The organism is Bacillus subtilis subsp. subtilis str. 168, assembly GCF_000009045.1.
Lineage (GTDB): Bacteria > Bacillota > Bacilli > Bacillales > Bacillaceae > Bacillus > Bacillus subtilis.
The window spans coordinates 4,134,186-4,148,841 of sequence record NC_000964.3 but is presented as its reverse complement, the minus strand read 5'-3'; the positions used below and the strand labels follow the sequence as shown (position 1 = coordinate 4,148,841).

Below are 14,656 nucleotides of genomic sequence, written 5' to 3'. Positions count from 1 at the left end.
GTAAATCATGACTATTCTAGGAGTTTCTAACCCACAATATAACCATATTAACGTTCTTGGAAAGGATGGAATATGGTGGATTACGAACGTGAGGAAGAACATACTACTCCTGAACAGCCAAAGAGAAGCAAAAAAGGATATTTTCTTTCGAGTCTGATTGGCGTGATTGTCGGTGCCGTATTAATGGCGTTTATCATGCCGTACCTTTCAAATGAAGGGCTGGATACAGGCGCCTTAGATCAGCAGCAAAACAACAATGGCCGGGAATCAATCAGGACGGTGAATGTCAGTGTCAACAATGCCGTCACCAAGATTGTCAGCAATATGTCGCCCGCCGTTGTCGGTGTTGTGAACATCCAAAAATCAGATATTTGGGGAGAGAGCGGCGAGGCTGGGAGCGGCTCTGGCGTCATCTATAAGAAAAATGACCATTCCGCTTATGTCGTGACCAACCATCATGTCATCGAAGGCGCTTCCCAAATTGAAATCAGCTTGAAAGACGGCTCACGTGTATCAGCTGATCTTGTCGGCAGCGACCAGCTGATGGACCTTGCCGTTTTACGGGTGAAAAGCGATAAGATTAAAGCAGTCGCTGATTTCGGAAATTCAGATAAAGTGAAGTCTGGGGAGCCGGTTATTGCGATCGGGAACCCGTTAGGCCTTGAGTTTGCAGGCTCTGTCACACAAGGCGTCATCTCGGGTACGGAGAGGGCGATCCCAGTAGATTCAAACGGTGATGGACAGCCTGACTGGAACGCTGAAGTCCTGCAAACAGATGCGGCCATTAACCCTGGGAACAGCGGCGGCGCTTTGTTAAATATGGATGGGAAGGTCATTGGCATCAATTCAATGAAAATTGCCGAGTCAGCGGTTGAAGGGATTGGCCTGTCCATTCCGTCTAAGCTCGTGATCCCTGTGATAGAGGATTTAGAGAGATACGGAAAGGTCAAACGCCCGTTCCTTGGCATTGAGATGAAATCGCTAAGTGACATCGCAAGCTATCATTGGGATGAAACATTAAAGCTTCCTAAGAACGTCACCAATGGAGCGGTTGTGATGGGTGTAGACGCCTTTTCACCTGCCGGAAAAGCGGGGCTGAAGGAACTGGATGTCATCACGGAATTTGACGGATACAAAGTAAATGATATTGTTGACCTGCGAAAACGGCTTTATCAGAAAAAAGTCGGTGACCGGGTGAAGGTGAAGTTTTATCGCGGCGGAAAAGAAAAATCTGTTGATATCAAGCTGTCCTCCGCAGACCAATTAGGCAGTTAATAAAAGCAGTCTGGCATCGTTGCCAGGCTGTTTTGATATGCAAAAAAAACTGAACAGGGGTCACGCCCGTTCAGTTGAAAAAGGATATATCGAATATGAAGAAAAATACAAGATGGATGTTACACGTGAAACAGCAAATGGCAGTTAGCTGCAAATACTTCCGTTATTTGCATGGACTTTAATGGTTTGTACCGTGTGGTTGCTGGCTGTGATACACATAGGTGCCATTTTCTTTCTTCAATGCATAAGAAGTGACGTTTTTTAGTGTTTGACCGGTTTTACAAGGCAGACCCATCCCGCTCCCGGAAATATGGAGGTTCGGGATTAGGCCTTGCCATAACGAAATCGATTATCGACAATCACAATGGGACGATTGAAGTGAAAAGTGAAATCGGCAGAGGCACTGTTTTTCTGATCAGGCTTCCTGCTCCGGATTATTCGTTAGACGAGTGAGAAAATTTCTTCAGCCGATATTGGAGGCTTTGTCTGCTGATGCCAAGCTCCTGAGCAGCTTTCGAGATGTTATGGCCGTGTTTTCTTAACACGTTCTCTATCACATATTTTTCGAAGCTTTCCATTTTTTCTTTTAAGTCCGCGGCTGGCTGGTGTCTTGGTGTTTCCGGCTCTGGGATGTCAGCCGGCTTGATTTTCATGCGGTATTGATAGGGCAGATGGGAAGCCGTAATCGTTTGCTCGTCCGTCATGAAATTCATTGCGCCTTCGATCATATGCTCAAGCTCGCGAATATTTCCCGGCCAGTCATAAGAAAGGAAAAATTGCTTCACGTCATCGCTGATGTGTTCAACATTCATTTGGAACAGATGGTTGTTTTTCTGGATGAACTCCGACGCGAGAAGCAAAATGTCTTCTTTTCGTTCCCGAAGCGGCGGGATGATCAGTGTGACGACACTCAGCCTGTAATACAAGTCCTTCCGCATTCGTTCGCCTGCAATTGCATCAATTGGGTCTTCATTCATCGTGGCAATAATACGTACGTCAATCGGTGTATCCTTTGTTGAACCGATGCGCCTGATTTTCCGTTCTTGAAGGGCGCGCAGCAGCTTCGCCTGAAGGCTGAGATTCAGCGAGTTGATTTCATCTAACAGCAGTGTGCCGCCGTGGGCTTGTTCAAACAGGCCGGGCTGGTCGACAGCGCCGGTAAACGCGCCTTTTTTCGTCCCAAACAAAATGCTTTCCACAAGGCTGTCTGGCAGTGCCGCGCAGTTTTGCGAAATAAACGGGCCGCCAGAACGATCGCTTCCATTATGGATACTTTGCGCGAACAGTTCTTTTCCCGTGCCGGTTTCGCCTGCTAGAAGGACAGATGATGACGTACGGGTTGCCCGCTTGGCGTTTTCGATGACGTCTTGAATGGCCGGACTGGTGCCGAGAATACTGTCAAACGTATAGGTTGTGCTGCCTTTTTTGTTCATATTCTCCCTGATCAGCCGTTCCAGCTTTGTCACATCCTTGGCAATTTCAACGGCGCCCCTGATTTTGCCGTCTTGGACGATGGGATATGTATGATTGATCGTCGTAATTTCCTGGCCTTTATTATTGAAATAGCTCTGTTTGACGTTTTTAATCGTCTTGCCTTCCTGAAGAGCCTGTACCAGTGTGCTGTCCTGCTGCTTTGAAAACATAAACACATCCATCAGGTTTTTATTCAAGACGTCATGCTTCTCCATATCTTCAATCTGCATCATTTTATTGTTATAAACGATTGTGTTTCCATGCTCGTCTACCACGTGCAGGCCAACATCGATTTCATCTAAAATACTCTGAAAAACCAATGTGAGGAATTCGCTGTCTTTGACCACTGTATGAACCTCCCTCAATTATTTTCTTAATATTGCTTCTATTTTATAAAAAAACGGAGAGGATATGCAAAAGAATTTTGCACTTGCTGAAATTTTCGCTCGAAATATCAGAATGTTTTTGCACCTTGTCCTCGAAAATTGTAGAAAACACACGAATTCTTGATTTGGCACAGAACTTGCATTTATATAAAGGGAAAGCAGGATAACATGTTGAAACAGAAAACAAGGGGGAATTCAAATATGACAGCTTTATCTAAATCCAAAGAAATTATTGATCAGACGTCTCATTACGGAGCCAACAATTATCACCCGCTCCCGATTGTTATTTCTGAAGCGCTGGGTGCTTGGGTAAAGGACCCGGAAGGCAATGAATATATGGATATGCTGAGTGCTTACTCTGCGGTAAACCAGGGGCACAGACACCCGAAAATCATTCAGGCATTAAAGGATCAGGCTGATAAAATCACCCTCACGTCACGCGCGTTTCATAACGATCAGCTTGGGCCGTTTTACGAAAAAACAGCTAAACTGACAGGCAAAGAGATGATTCTGCCGATGAATACAGGAGCCGAAGCGGTTGAATCCGCGGTGAAAGCGGCGAGACGCTGGGCGTATGAAGTGAAGGGCGTAGCTGACAATCAAGCGGAAATTATCGCATGTGTCGGGAACTTCCACGGCCGCACGATGCTGGCGGTATCTCTTTCTTCTGAAGAGGAATATAAACGAGGATTCGGCCCGATGCTTCCAGGAATCAAACTCATTCCTTACGGCGATGTGGAAGCGCTTCGACAGGCCATTACGCCGAATACAGCGGCATTCTTGTTTGAACCGATTCAAGGCGAAGCGGGCATTGTGATTCCGCCTGAAGGATTTTTACAGGAAGCGGCGGCGATTTGTAAGGAAGAGAATGTCTTGTTTATTGCGGATGAAATTCAGACGGGTCTCGGACGTACAGGCAAGACGTTTGCCTGTGACTGGGACGGCATTGTTCCGGATATGTATATCTTGGGCAAAGCGCTTGGCGGCGGTGTGTTCCCGATCTCTTGCATTGCGGCGGACCGCGAGATCCTAGGCGTGTTTAACCCTGGCTCACACGGCTCAACATTTGGTGGAAACCCGCTTGCATGTGCAGTGTCTATCGCTTCATTAGAAGTGCTGGAGGATGAAAAGCTGGCGGATCGTTCTCTTGAACTTGGTGAATACTTTAAAAGCGAGCTTGAGAGTATTGACAGCCCTGTCATTAAAGAAGTCCGCGGCAGAGGGCTGTTTATCGGTGTGGAATTGACTGAAGCGGCACGTCCGTATTGTGAGCGTTTGAAGGAAGAGGGACTTTTATGCAAGGAAACGCATGATACAGTCATTCGTTTTGCACCGCCATTAATCATTTCCAAAGAGGACTTGGATTGGGCGATAGAGAAAATTAAGCACGTGCTGCGAAACGCATAAATCCGCACCATGGCGGGATATTCACTTCGTTTGTATAAATTTACAACAGAAAAATCAGCACTCCCTATTTGCTCAGCTACAGTATTTTAGTATAATGTATCTTTATGAGAAGAAGTGAATTTTATATTAAATAGATAGAGACTCTTTGGACAGCAAACTGGGATAGCACCATGCAGATGTTCCAGCTTAGATCCAATACAAGTTGCTGAAGGGGTGCAGAATGTGAATACAAACCAAGATAACGGAAATCAGCTCCAGCGGACAATGAAATCACGCCATTTGTTCATGATTTCATTGGGCGGAGTGATCGGAACCGGTTTCTTCCTTGGAACCGGGTTTACCATTAACCAAGCGGGACCGCTCGGCGCGGTTCTGTCCTATTTAGTGGGCGGCTTTATCATGTTTTTGACCATGCTCTGCTTAGGAGAGCTGGCAGTCGCCTTTCCTGTGTCGGGGTCCTTCCAGACCTATGCCACGAAATTTATCAGCCCGGCCTTCGGGTTTGCGTTCGGCTGGCTGTACTGGCTCGGCTGGGCGGTTACATGCGCCATTGAATTTTTATCAGCGGGGCAGCTGATGCAACGCTGGTTTCCGCATATAGACGTGTGGATCTGGTGTCTGGTCTTTGCGGCACTGATGTTTATTTTAAATGCGATCACCACAAAAGCCTTTGCGGAATCTGAATTCTGGTTCTCAGGCATTAAAATTTTGATTATCCTTTTATTTATTATTCTCGGCGGAGCTGCCATGTTTGGCCTGATTGATCTGAAGGGCGGAGAGCAGGCGCCGTTTTTGACACATTTTTATGAAGACGGGTTATTTCCGAACGGCATAAAGGCAATGCTGATTACGATGATTACTGTGAACTTTGCGTTTCAGGGGACTGAGCTGATCGGGGTTGCAGCCGGAGAAAGTGAAGACCCTGAAAAAACGATTCCGCGGTCCATCAAACAGACAGTATGGAGAACGCTTGTGTTCTTTGTGCTTTCAATCATTGTCATTGCCGGCATGATTCCGTGGAAACAGGCGGGTGTCGTGGAAAGTCCATTTGTTGCCGTATTTGAGCAAATCGGAATCCCATATGCAGCTGATATCATGAACTTTGTTATTTTAATCGCACTGTTATCTGTTGCGAACTCAGGTTTATACGCATCAACACGTATTCTGTACGCGATGGCGAATGAAGGACAAGCCTTCAAAGCGCTTGGCAAAACAAATCAGCGCGGTGTACCGATGTACTCGTTAATCGTAACGATGGCTGTGGCCTGCCTATCACTTCTGACAAAGTTTGCGCAGGCTGAAACCGTATATATGGTACTGTTATCTTTGGCGGGCATGAGCGCGCAGGTCGGCTGGATTACGATCTCGCTTTCCCAAATCATGTTCAGACGCAAATATATCCGTGAGGGCGGGAAGATAGAAGATTTGAAATTTAAAACACCGCTGTACCCGGTGCTTCCGCTGATCGGCCTAACGTTAAATACGGTCGTGCTCATCAGTCTTGCATTTGATCCGGAGCAGCGTATCGCGCTGTATTGCGGCGTACCGTTTATGATCATTTGCTACATCATTTATCATGTCGTCATTAAAAAACGCCAGCAGGCAAATCGTCAGCTAGAGCTTTAAAAACGTTGTCCGCAAGTCATCTTTGTTATAACCCGCATAGGACATTATCTTAAATGTTGAGGTGGAATCACAGATGGATAAAACGATTTCGGTTATTGGAATGCCAATGGATTTAGGACAAGCACGACGCGGAGTGGATATGGGCCCGAGTGCCATCCGGTACGCTCATCTGATCGAGAGGCTGTCAGACATGGGGTATACGGTTGAAGATCTCGGTGACATTCCGATCAATCGCGAAAAAATCAAAAATGACGAGGAACTGAAAAACCTGAATTCCGTTTTGGCGGGAAATGAAAAACTCGCGCAAAAGGTCAACAAAGTCATTGAAGAGAAAAAATTCCCGCTTGTCCTGGGCGGTGACCACAGTATTGCGATCGGCACGCTTGCAGGCACAGCGAAGCATTACGATAATCTCGGCGTCATCTGGTATGACGCGCACGGCGATTTGAATACACTTGAAACTTCACCATCGGGCAATATTCACGGCATGCCGCTCGCGGTCAGCCTAGGCATTGGCCACGAGTCACTGGTTAACCTTGAAGGCTACGCGCCTAAAATCAAACCGGAAAACGTCGTCATCATTGGCGCCCGGTCACTTGATGAAGGGGAGCGCAAGTACATTAAGGAAAGCGGCATGAAGGTGTACACAATGCACGAAATCGATCGTCTTGGCATGACAAAGGTCATTGAAGAAACCCTTGATTATTTATCAGCATGTGATGGCGTCCATCTGAGCCTTGATCTGGACGGACTTGATCCGAACGACGCACCGGGTGTCGGAACCCCTGTCGTCGGCGGCATCAGCTACCGGGAGAGCCATTTGGCTATGGAAATGCTGTATGACGCAGGCATCATTACCTCAGCCGAATTCGTTGAGGTTAACCCGATCCTTGATCACAAAAACAAAACGGGCAAAACAGCAGTAGAGCTCGTAGAATCCCTGTTAGGGAAGAAGCTGCTGTAATAAGAAAACCCCCGCACCCGCGGGGGTTTCAGCGTGTCGACAAACCCTCGCATTCGTTGTCAGGCCTGCGCTTCGGTGCTCACGAATTCCAAACATTCGCTGCGCTCCAATGCTCGTTCTTCCTAGACTTCAAGGGTTTTCAATCACGCTGAAAAGATGAAAGAATCCTAAAACTACAAACCGTTTTAGGATTCTTTCGTTAAATTGAACCCCCGCATCCCGCGGGGGTTTTTCATTTATCCAATCATTTTCTCAGCGACTTTCATTTCCTGTGAGTGGGTTTGATGGTCCGCAATAAACCAACCTGATAAAATCACCGCTGCGACGCCTGCGCCAATCAGAAATCTTTTCATTTATATAACCTCCGTTCGTTTAATCAGTTCTTCAATCTGTAATGCTTCATAAAAAAAGTGGGCAGCTTCTTTGTAAAGCTCAAGTTCCCTATACCGTTCGCCAGCCAAAATGGAAAGTTCTCTTACACTGTCATACTCTTTCTCGGACAACAAGTCATCCATATGTTGTTTGCATAAGTGAAACGTTTCCGCATGACCCCCTTCTGCATAAATGGCATATAAAATGTCTATTTTTGCCTCACATATTCTATTCGGCTCAGCAGTCAATTTTTCCTTCACGTCTTGGTAATAAGATAAGGCCTGTTCTTTCTTTTTGATCTTAAACAGCTCTCGTATCAGCAAGTAGGCAGAATGATAATAATAGGCGGAGCGGGCATACTCATCGTTCTGTAGAGCCTCCTCTAATTTCGAAACCGCTTCTTCTGATTTGCCGCTTTGCGCATGTAGAAGGCCGAAGTTATGCAAAAGCTGGGCTTCAAAAAAATGATCCTCTAATTCACTCGTGATCCGAATTGCTTCGTCCAAATAAGCCTCAGCTTCTTCAAACTGGCTCATCTCTGTAAAATTGCCTGACATGGTAATCAGGGCTGAAGCCAGCTTCTTTTTATAATCTGTCTCTTCTCTGAATGTTTTGACTGCTTGCCGTGTATGATTGAGGGACACAATATTTTGTCCCAGCTTATAATAGAGCTTACCGACCTTCAGGTGAAATTCGGCTTTTTCAATCGGATCGGGAATGTTGTCGAGATACTGCTCTGCATCTTTATACAGCCCAATGGCAATGTCATAATTATTTTTATAGGCCTCATACATGCCTTCAAACAGAAAAAAGTAATATTTCAGCATGTCAGACGTAGCATTCATATGAGAAGGCTCCTCATGCTGAAAGCCCTGTCCTCTCGCCTCGTGAAGCAAAACCTTGTGGCGCAGTTCCAATAAGGAGAAGTAGGCAAGCACCTCCTGATCCTCTTCCATGTCATCCAATAAAGGCTTCACTTCTTCAAATAAACGGGAGGATTCTTCAACTTCATGTTTCTTGATGGCAAGGTACCAATCGTTGAGCATGCTAGCGATTTCTGCGGGTGCGATCTTATTCATGTGAAACTCCTTTCTCTAGTGACTTATCAATCTCAGTTGCTTATTCTGATAGTAACACCTCTTTCTATTTTATGTAAAATCCTCTAGTCAATATATGAAGGAGAGATGATATGACAATTATGCTAACCCCTATGCAGACAGAAGAATTTCGGTCTTATCTCACGTACACAACAAAGCATTACGCGGAAGAAAAGGTAAAAGCGGGAACATGGCTGCCTGAAGATGCCCAGCTTTTGTCTAAGCAGGTGTTTACTGATCTGCTTCCGAGAGGGCTCGAAACACCCCATCACCATTTGTGGAGCCTCAAGCTGAATGAAAAGGATATCGTTGGCTGGCTCTGGATACATGCTGAACCGGAGCATCCGCAGCAGGAAGCGTTTATTTATGATTTCGGGTTATATGAACCGTATCGGGGAAAGGGCTACGCAAAGCAAGCATTGGCGGCATTAGATCAAGCGGCACGCAGTATGGGAATCCGCAAGCTGTCCCTTCATGTCTTTGCCCATAATCAGACGGCTCGAAAGCTATATGAGCAAACCGGATTTCAAGAAACAGACGTAGTGATGAGCAAGAAGCTTTAACGAAAAGGGCCTGATAAAGGCCTTTTTCTGTAAACGATTTCTAAAAATTCTGTAAATAACCTAGTTACTTTCCTTATTTTCCTAATATAATGTGGGTGAGGAAATTACCTTTCCTACACTCACAAGAAAAGAGGAGATGTAATGAAGTTGAAGAAACGAGTGTCGATGTTTTTGGTAGCGCTCACAATGTGCGGCGGCCTGTTTGTTACTCCCGCCAAAGCCGTAAAGACCACAAATTATGCTGAAGAAATCGCCGCACTGCAGCCAGGCACGACACCGGAAGAAATCATGAAATCTGCCAGCCAGATTGCCAAACAGCAGCACGTAAAGCAGGACGTTATCCTAAAACAGTTCTATAAGGAGATCACGGCTGATAAAGCAGAGGGGGACCGGCTCGCCAAGGAAAGCGGCATGTCTATCATGGGCGGCTCGTCCGGCACGAAAAAACTCCCGACAAGCGCGAAAGGCAATATCTATTACACGAACTCCTACACAGCCTACTACAATCACGGCCATGTCGGCATGTACTCCGCCGCTGACAAAATTGTTGAATCTGTCCCGAGCGACGGCGTCAGGCAGATCGCGTATAATGCCAGAGACGTGGAAGACAACTCCATTGTGCAAACCGTCAGCGTATCCTCATCTCAAAAAACAGCTGCTGCCGACTGGGCGGTATCAAAAGTCGGCGACCCATACTCATTTAACTTCGTCAATAACAGAAATACCGGCCATGACGGCGCCAAAAACTGTTCAAAGCTCCTATGGTCTGCCTTTTTGCTGAAAGCAGGGATTGATATAGACAGCAACGGAGGCTTAGGCGTGTATCCGCGCGACATCACTAGTTCTTCTTATACGACAACCATTATGACCATTTACTAAGGAGAAGGCTATGAAAAAGTGGATGATTACCATCGCCATGCTGATTCTCGCAGGAATCGCACTATTTGTCTTCATTTCTCCTCTCAAAAGCCATAAAACCGTGAGTCAGCAGGATCTCAGAAATCCCGATTTCCTGGATGACAAAGAAGTCCTGCTGTATTTCTCATCCTCTGCGGATCAAGATGCATTTGGCGGCGGGAAAAGCTACGCCCTGTTTATCAGCCATGACGGGACGCTGTCTTCCTTTCAGATGAAGGGCCTTGAGCTGGGCTCAGCAAAGGTTCACGGTGACAGCGTGATGCTGGAGGACAAAAACACGATTTATACGATCAAAAACGGCCTGCGCTCCCATAAAAGAACCTATCAGCACACAGGCGACAGCGCGGGCTTTCTGCAAAACACGGACGGCTTTTACACCTTATACAACTCCGGCTACGACAAAAAGGGAGACGGATACCGCTCAGAGCTGTACCGCCAAATGGACGGAGAGTGGAAAAAAGACGTCATCCCCTACTACATCCGAGCCTCCGGTTTCCATGATGGCGCCATTTACGCACTCGTCCCGACAGATGACGGAAAAGGCTATCAGCTCCTTCAGATTCAAGCAGATCAGAAGAAGCTTACCTATCTCAGCATAACGGAATGGCAGTACCGGGAAGGAGCCTCAGTCGAATCCCAACTTGCCGTGGACGACCAAGCTGTGTATGTTATGGTTCGCGGCCAAAAAGCCCACGATCTCTATCAAATGGTCAAGATCAACAAAAAAAGCGGCGAAGTAGAGCTGCACGATATCGCCGAATACAAAAACGACGAACAAACGATATACAGCTCCATGCCCTTCAGCTTTAAAAACAGCTTTTTCCCTTATGACGGGAACCTGTATTTCATTGACGGCTTCGGAAAGGTACACAAAATCGATGCCAAGACAGGAAAAACAAGCATCGTCTTCACCCTTTCCCCGGACAAAATGAAAGCCGAATTCAAAGAAATCACCCAAAAAGGCAGCAGCCTCTATTTCTTCACATACACGTATCACAAGCCTGCCTACATTGAACAGTACAGCCTGAAAACCGGAAAGAAAATGAAAGAAAAAGAGATTGGGAAGGTAAAGGATGTCGTGACGCCGAAGAGTCATTTGAAGCTGTATGATGTTGAGGTGATGAAGAGGTTTTAAGGCAAGGAGGGTAGTATGGGAGCCATCGCCGTTTTATTTATCGTTTTTGGTTTTCCGATCGTCGCAGGTGTATTTGGTATAGCGGGTCATTTTTTATTTAAAAGATTTTGGGTGGCACCGCTCATCGTTCTTATCACGAGCTTGATATTGTTAGTTACGTTAGCTTCGGGGAATAGCTCATTCATATTTTGGGTTGTTATGTATACGGCAATTGCGTTAGTAACGAGTGTTGCCACATTATTTCTCAGGAAATTTTTTGAGTGATCTCTGTTTATGAAGAGACTGGTGTGAAGTCTCTTTTTTTGTTGAACCGAAGTTTGCAGAGGATTTTGGGTATGGTTTAGAAACGAATCCAAAGGAGGAATTACATGCAGACAAATCGGGTTATTCTTCTGGCAGTTATGATCTGCCTGGTTTCGGCCATTACTGTGTTCTTGTTAAATGGATGTAAAGTCGACTTCTTAGACATCGGCGGAACCATTATTGGATGCTTTCTTGGCATATTTGTTGTTGTAAGAATACAGAAAAAACAGTCGTGAAAAAGGGAAAGAGTCATGCCGAACCGAAGTCATGTTCAAGGACGGAGAGTCCAAACACATGAATGGGAGGAATGGCGTTGACAGGAAACAAAGCGGTTGTGTACAAAGGCAAAGGGACTGTAGCGGTGGAGGATATCGGTTATCCGGAGTTAATCTTGAGGGACGGGCCCGGCGTCCCGAAGGCGAATGTGAATCGAAAATGTGAGCATGGGGTTATTCTCAAAGTCATTACAACCAACATTTGCGGAAGCGACCAGCATATGGTCAGAGGCCGCACAACGGCGCCAGAAGGCTTGGTGCTCGGGCATGAAATTACGGGAGAAGTCATTGAAACGGGGCGTGATGTTGAATTTATCAAAAAAGGAGATATCGTATCCGTTCCTTTCAATATTGCCTGCGGACGCTGTGTGATGTGCAAAACGCAGAAAACGCATGTGTGCCTGAATGTCAATCCGGACCGGCCGGGATCGGCTTACGGCTACGTCGATATGGGCGGCTGGGTCGGCGGCCAGTCTGAATATGTCATGGTGCCATACGCTGATTTTCAGCTTTTGGTATTCCCTGATAAAGAACAGGCGCTAGAAAAGATTCTCGATTTGACCATGCTGTCCGACATTTTTCCGACCGGCTTCCATGGAGCTTATACAGCGGGCGTGCAAACAGGTTCAACCGTTTATATCGCTGGAGCGGGTCCTGTCGGCTTGGCAGCTGCACACTCCGCTCAGCTCCTAGGCGCCTCTACCGTGATTGTCGGCGATCTGAACGAAGACAGGCTGGCACAGGCCAGAAGCTTCGGCTGTGAAACGGTCAACGTGCAAAAACACGACCGCCTCGGCGAGCAAATTGAACAAATACTAGGTGAACCAACCGTTGATGCTGCAGTGGACTGTGTCGGCTTTGAAGCATCTGGGCACGGCAATCAAGGAGAAGCGCCAGCCGCCGTGCTGAACTCAATCATGGACGTCACCCAGGTCGGAGGCAGCCTTGGCATTCCAGGCTTATACGTGACCGAAGATCCCGGTGCAAAGGATGCGGACGCCAAAACAGGCTCATTAAAAATCCGCTTCGGACTCGGCTGGGCCAAAGCCCACACCTTCGTCACCGGACAAACGCCCGCCATGACATACAACCGCAATTTGATGAAAGCGATCCTGAGCGGCAGAGCGCAGATCGCAAAAGCCGTCAATGCCACCGTTATTTCTCTGGACGACGCGCCAAAAGGCTACAGCGACTTCGACAAAGGCGCAGCCAAAAAATTCGTCATCGACCCGCATGGGACATTGAAGTAAAAGAAAAAGCCGGACGTTCTCAGAACGCCGGCTTTATTGCTGGTAATCCGTTTCTTCAAAGCGATCTCCTGTTTCGTCTTGAACAATTAAATCCCCTTCAATTTTGTCCAGTCCAATCAAAATAAAAGGGTTTTTCTCATTTGCCGTAGGAGCAGGTTTTCGCTCCACAGTTACAATCGTTTCTTTAGATGAGAATTTGACGTCCGACACTTCAAGCTTCTTATCTTTCTCGCTGCTTCCGAGAGACACGACGACCATTTTTTTGCCTTCTGATATGGTGAAGACTTGATATCCTTTCACGTCATCATGCATTTGGAGATAATTAGCGTATATTTCTAAGTCTGGACTGCCTTCACCGATTCGATCCTTCTCCAACACCCAATAAGATGGCTGACACTCAGCAAGCAGCAACATAATCACAAAAAGCCAAACCCATCTAAAGCGCAAATGCAGACCTCCCCACACATCGGTTACATCCAAACTAACACACGAGCGAAATAGAGTCATCAACAGCTTGTTTGTCGAATTGTGGATAAAACTCAGCCCGAAGCACTACTAACATGTGAATAAATAGGTTATATTGAGAAGAGAACATTTGTAAAAATGGAAGAAAACATCGGAGGATTTGAACATGAAACAAGCGTATTATTCTTGTGAAGAACACATCGAAACGGTGCTGGATATGTACATAGACGACCACGAGCTGCCGCCCGAAATCAGAAAAATCGAACATACTAACAGTTTATCCACAGCCTGTGAATTATGTGGAGACCCCGCAGTATATATAGTGGGGAACGAATGATCTTACACAAAATACAGAAAAGATATCCACAATTGTGGACAACATATATGAATAACTTGTTTTTAAAGTGGGGATGACCTGTGAATATCAATATTGTGACAATCGGAAAACTAAAAGAAAAATACCTCAAGCAAGGCATTGAAGAATACACCAAACGACTTTCGGCCTACGCAAAAATCGACATCATCGAACTCCCGGACGAAAAAGCGCCGGAAAACCTAAGCGACCAGGACATGAAAATCATAAAAGACAAAGAAGGCGACCGCATCCTATCCAAAATCAGCCCCGACGCCCACGTCATCGCCCTCGCCATCGAAGGAAAAATGAAAACATCCGAAGAACTAGCCGATACAATAGATAAGCTGGCTACTTATGGAAAAAGCAAAGTCACCTTCGTCATCGGCGGATCACTCGGATTGAGTGACACGGTGATGAAGCGAGCGGACGAGAAGCTATCGTTCTCGAAGATGACATTTCCTCATCAGTTGATGCGGCTTATTTTAGTGGAGCAGATTTATCGGGCTTTTCGGATTAATCGTGGGGAGCCTTATCATAAGTAAGAGCATCTCCACCATTACAGAAAGACTAAAGTTCAACTAAAAGCTATTTAATGGAATAATTCAATGAATATAATATTTCAGCAACCAATGCAATGTTTGACTTAAATACAATACTAAAATGAGTAAAGAGTTATGTTTAGGTTATAATTTATTTGATGGTGTGGAAAGAGTCTTAATATATTAAAGAGTAAAGATGATATAGAATAAAAAGTTTTCTAGAAATATATAGGGGATAAATATACTTATGAGA

General features: G+C 46.0%; 17 protein-coding genes, 1 pseudogene and 1 other annotated feature. Of the genes and pseudogenes, 14 read left to right on the top strand and 4 right to left on the bottom strand.

Translation table 11 applies throughout. From position 1 onward, the window contains the following. The first annotated feature begins 72 nt into the window (after positions 1-72). From htrC to yyzO, 3 genes and pseudogenes are all read left to right on the top strand, one after another. The gene (gene htrC, locus BSU_40360) at positions 73-1,275 is read left to right on the top strand and encodes a sporulation membrane serine protease (protein ID NP_391916.1); all 1,203 of its coding nucleotides are present in this window, start codon (positions 73-75) and stop codon (positions 1,273-1,275) included. 19 nt (positions 1,276-1,294) lie between these two features. Continuing rightward, a complete protein-coding gene (locus BSU_40358; RefSeq protein ID YP_009514013.1) occupies positions 1,295-1,423 on the top strand; it encodes a hypothetical protein in 129 nt (42 codons plus the stop codon). A gap of 116 nt (positions 1,424-1,539) precedes the next feature. Then, positions 1,540-1,728: a sequence feature (Evidence 3: Putative function from multiple computational evidences; PubMedId: 17198402; Product type r: regulator), on the top strand. Further along, a pseudogene (gene yyzO, locus BSU_40359) lies at positions 1,540-1,728 on the top strand. (Overlaps the previous feature by 189 nt.) Here the strand turns inward: yyzO and rocR are convergent. Continuing rightward, a complete protein-coding gene (gene rocR, locus BSU_40350; RefSeq protein ID NP_391915.1) occupies positions 1,710-3,095 on the bottom strand; it encodes a transcriptional regulator (NtrC/NifA family) in 1,386 nt (461 codons plus the stop codon). The pseudogene yyzO and the gene rocR sit on opposite strands and share 19 nt — an antisense overlap. A 240-nt stretch (positions 3,096-3,335) precedes the next feature. On the opposite strand from rocR, the gene rocD reads away from it, so the two are divergent. The 3 genes from rocD (at position 3,336) to argI (ending at position 7,131) form a co-directional block, all read left to right on the top strand. Continuing rightward, positions 3,336-4,541, top strand: coding sequence for an ornithine aminotransferase (rocD, locus tag BSU_40340; RefSeq protein NP_391914.1), 1,206 nt, complete (start codon positions 3,336-3,338; stop codon positions 4,539-4,541). A 222-nt stretch (positions 4,542-4,763) separates the two neighbouring features. Beyond that, positions 4,764-6,167 carry an arginine/ornithine/gamma-aminobutyrate permease gene (gene rocE / locus BSU_40330; protein ID NP_391913.1) on the top strand — a complete coding sequence of 468 codons (1,404 nt, stop codon included), beginning with the start codon at positions 4,764-4,766 and terminating at the stop codon, positions 6,165-6,167. 73 nt (positions 6,168-6,240) lie between these two features. Next, positions 6,241-7,131: an arginase gene (argI, locus tag BSU_40320; RefSeq protein NP_391912.1), complete on the top strand. Its 891-nt coding sequence runs from the start codon at positions 6,241-6,243 to the stop codon at positions 7,129-7,131. Positions 7,132-7,367: 236 nt separating this feature from the next. Here the strand turns inward: argI and phrG are convergent, their stop codons facing one another. After that, positions 7,368-7,484 (bottom strand): secreted regulator of the activity of phosphatase RapG, encoded by a 117-nt coding sequence (phrG, locus tag BSU_40310; RefSeq protein ID NP_391911.1) that lies wholly within the window; start codon positions 7,482-7,484, stop codon positions 7,368-7,370. Continuing rightward, complete coding sequence (rapG, locus tag BSU_40300; protein NP_391910.1) at positions 7,485-8,582, bottom strand: response regulator aspartate phosphatase; 1,098 nt, start codon at positions 8,580-8,582, stop codon at positions 7,485-7,487. Between the two features lie 110 nt (positions 8,583-8,692). On the opposite strand from rapG, the gene yycN reads away from it, so the two are divergent. The 6 genes from yycN to yycR all read left to right on the top strand — a co-directional run bounded on the left by yycN (position 8,693) and on the right by yycR (position 13,044). Beyond that, positions 8,693-9,163: a putative N-acetyltransferase gene (yycN, locus tag BSU_40290; protein NP_391909.1), complete on the top strand. Its 471-nt coding sequence runs from the start codon at positions 8,693-8,695 to the stop codon at positions 9,161-9,163. A 141-nt stretch (positions 9,164-9,304) separates the two neighbouring features. Next, positions 9,305-10,042 carry a conserved exported protein gene (yycO, locus tag BSU_40280; RefSeq protein ID NP_391908.1) on the top strand — a complete coding sequence of 246 codons (738 nt, stop codon included), beginning with the start codon at positions 9,305-9,307 and terminating at the stop codon, positions 10,040-10,042. Between the two features lie 10 nt (positions 10,043-10,052). Then, on the top strand, positions 10,053-11,216 hold the full coding sequence (gene yycP, locus BSU_40270; protein ID NP_391907.2) for a hypothetical protein: 1,164 nt from the start codon (positions 10,053-10,055) through the stop codon (positions 11,214-11,216). Between the two features lie 15 nt (positions 11,217-11,231). Then, positions 11,232-11,480, top strand: coding sequence for a hypothetical protein (yycQ, locus tag BSU_40260; RefSeq protein NP_391906.1), 249 nt, complete (start codon positions 11,232-11,234; stop codon positions 11,478-11,480). Positions 11,481-11,584: 104 nt separating this feature from the next. After that, on the top strand, positions 11,585-11,755 hold the full coding sequence (gene yyzG, locus BSU_40259; RefSeq protein YP_003097801.1) for a hypothetical protein: 171 nt from the start codon (positions 11,585-11,587) through the stop codon (positions 11,753-11,755). 62 nt (positions 11,756-11,817) lie between these two features. Next, entirely contained in the window at positions 11,818-13,044 is a 1,227-nt protein-coding gene (gene yycR / locus BSU_40250) for a putative dehydrogenase (RefSeq protein ID NP_391905.1), read from the top strand. Positions 13,045-13,077: 33 nt separating this feature from the next. On the opposite strand, the gene yycS is transcribed toward yycR, so the two are convergent. Further along, positions 13,078-13,491, bottom strand: a complete 414-nt coding sequence (gene yycS / locus BSU_40240; RefSeq protein NP_391904.1) for a putative lipoprotein — start codon at positions 13,489-13,491, stop codon at positions 13,078-13,080. A 184-nt stretch (positions 13,492-13,675) separates the two neighbouring features. Here yycS and yyzF point away from each other — a divergent pair, with 184 nt between their 5' ends. Beyond that, positions 13,676-13,846 carry a hypothetical protein gene (yyzF, locus tag BSU_40239; RefSeq protein ID YP_003097800.1) on the top strand — a complete coding sequence of 57 codons (171 nt, stop codon included), beginning with the start codon at positions 13,676-13,678 and terminating at the stop codon, positions 13,844-13,846. Positions 13,847-13,926: 80 nt separating this feature from the next. Further along, positions 13,927-14,406 (top strand): 23S rRNA (pseudouridine1915-N3)-methyltransferase, encoded by a 480-nt coding sequence (gene rlmH / locus BSU_40230; RefSeq protein ID NP_391903.1) that lies wholly within the window; start codon positions 13,927-13,929, stop codon positions 14,404-14,406. The last annotated feature ends 250 nt before the right edge of the window (positions 14,407-14,656 follow it).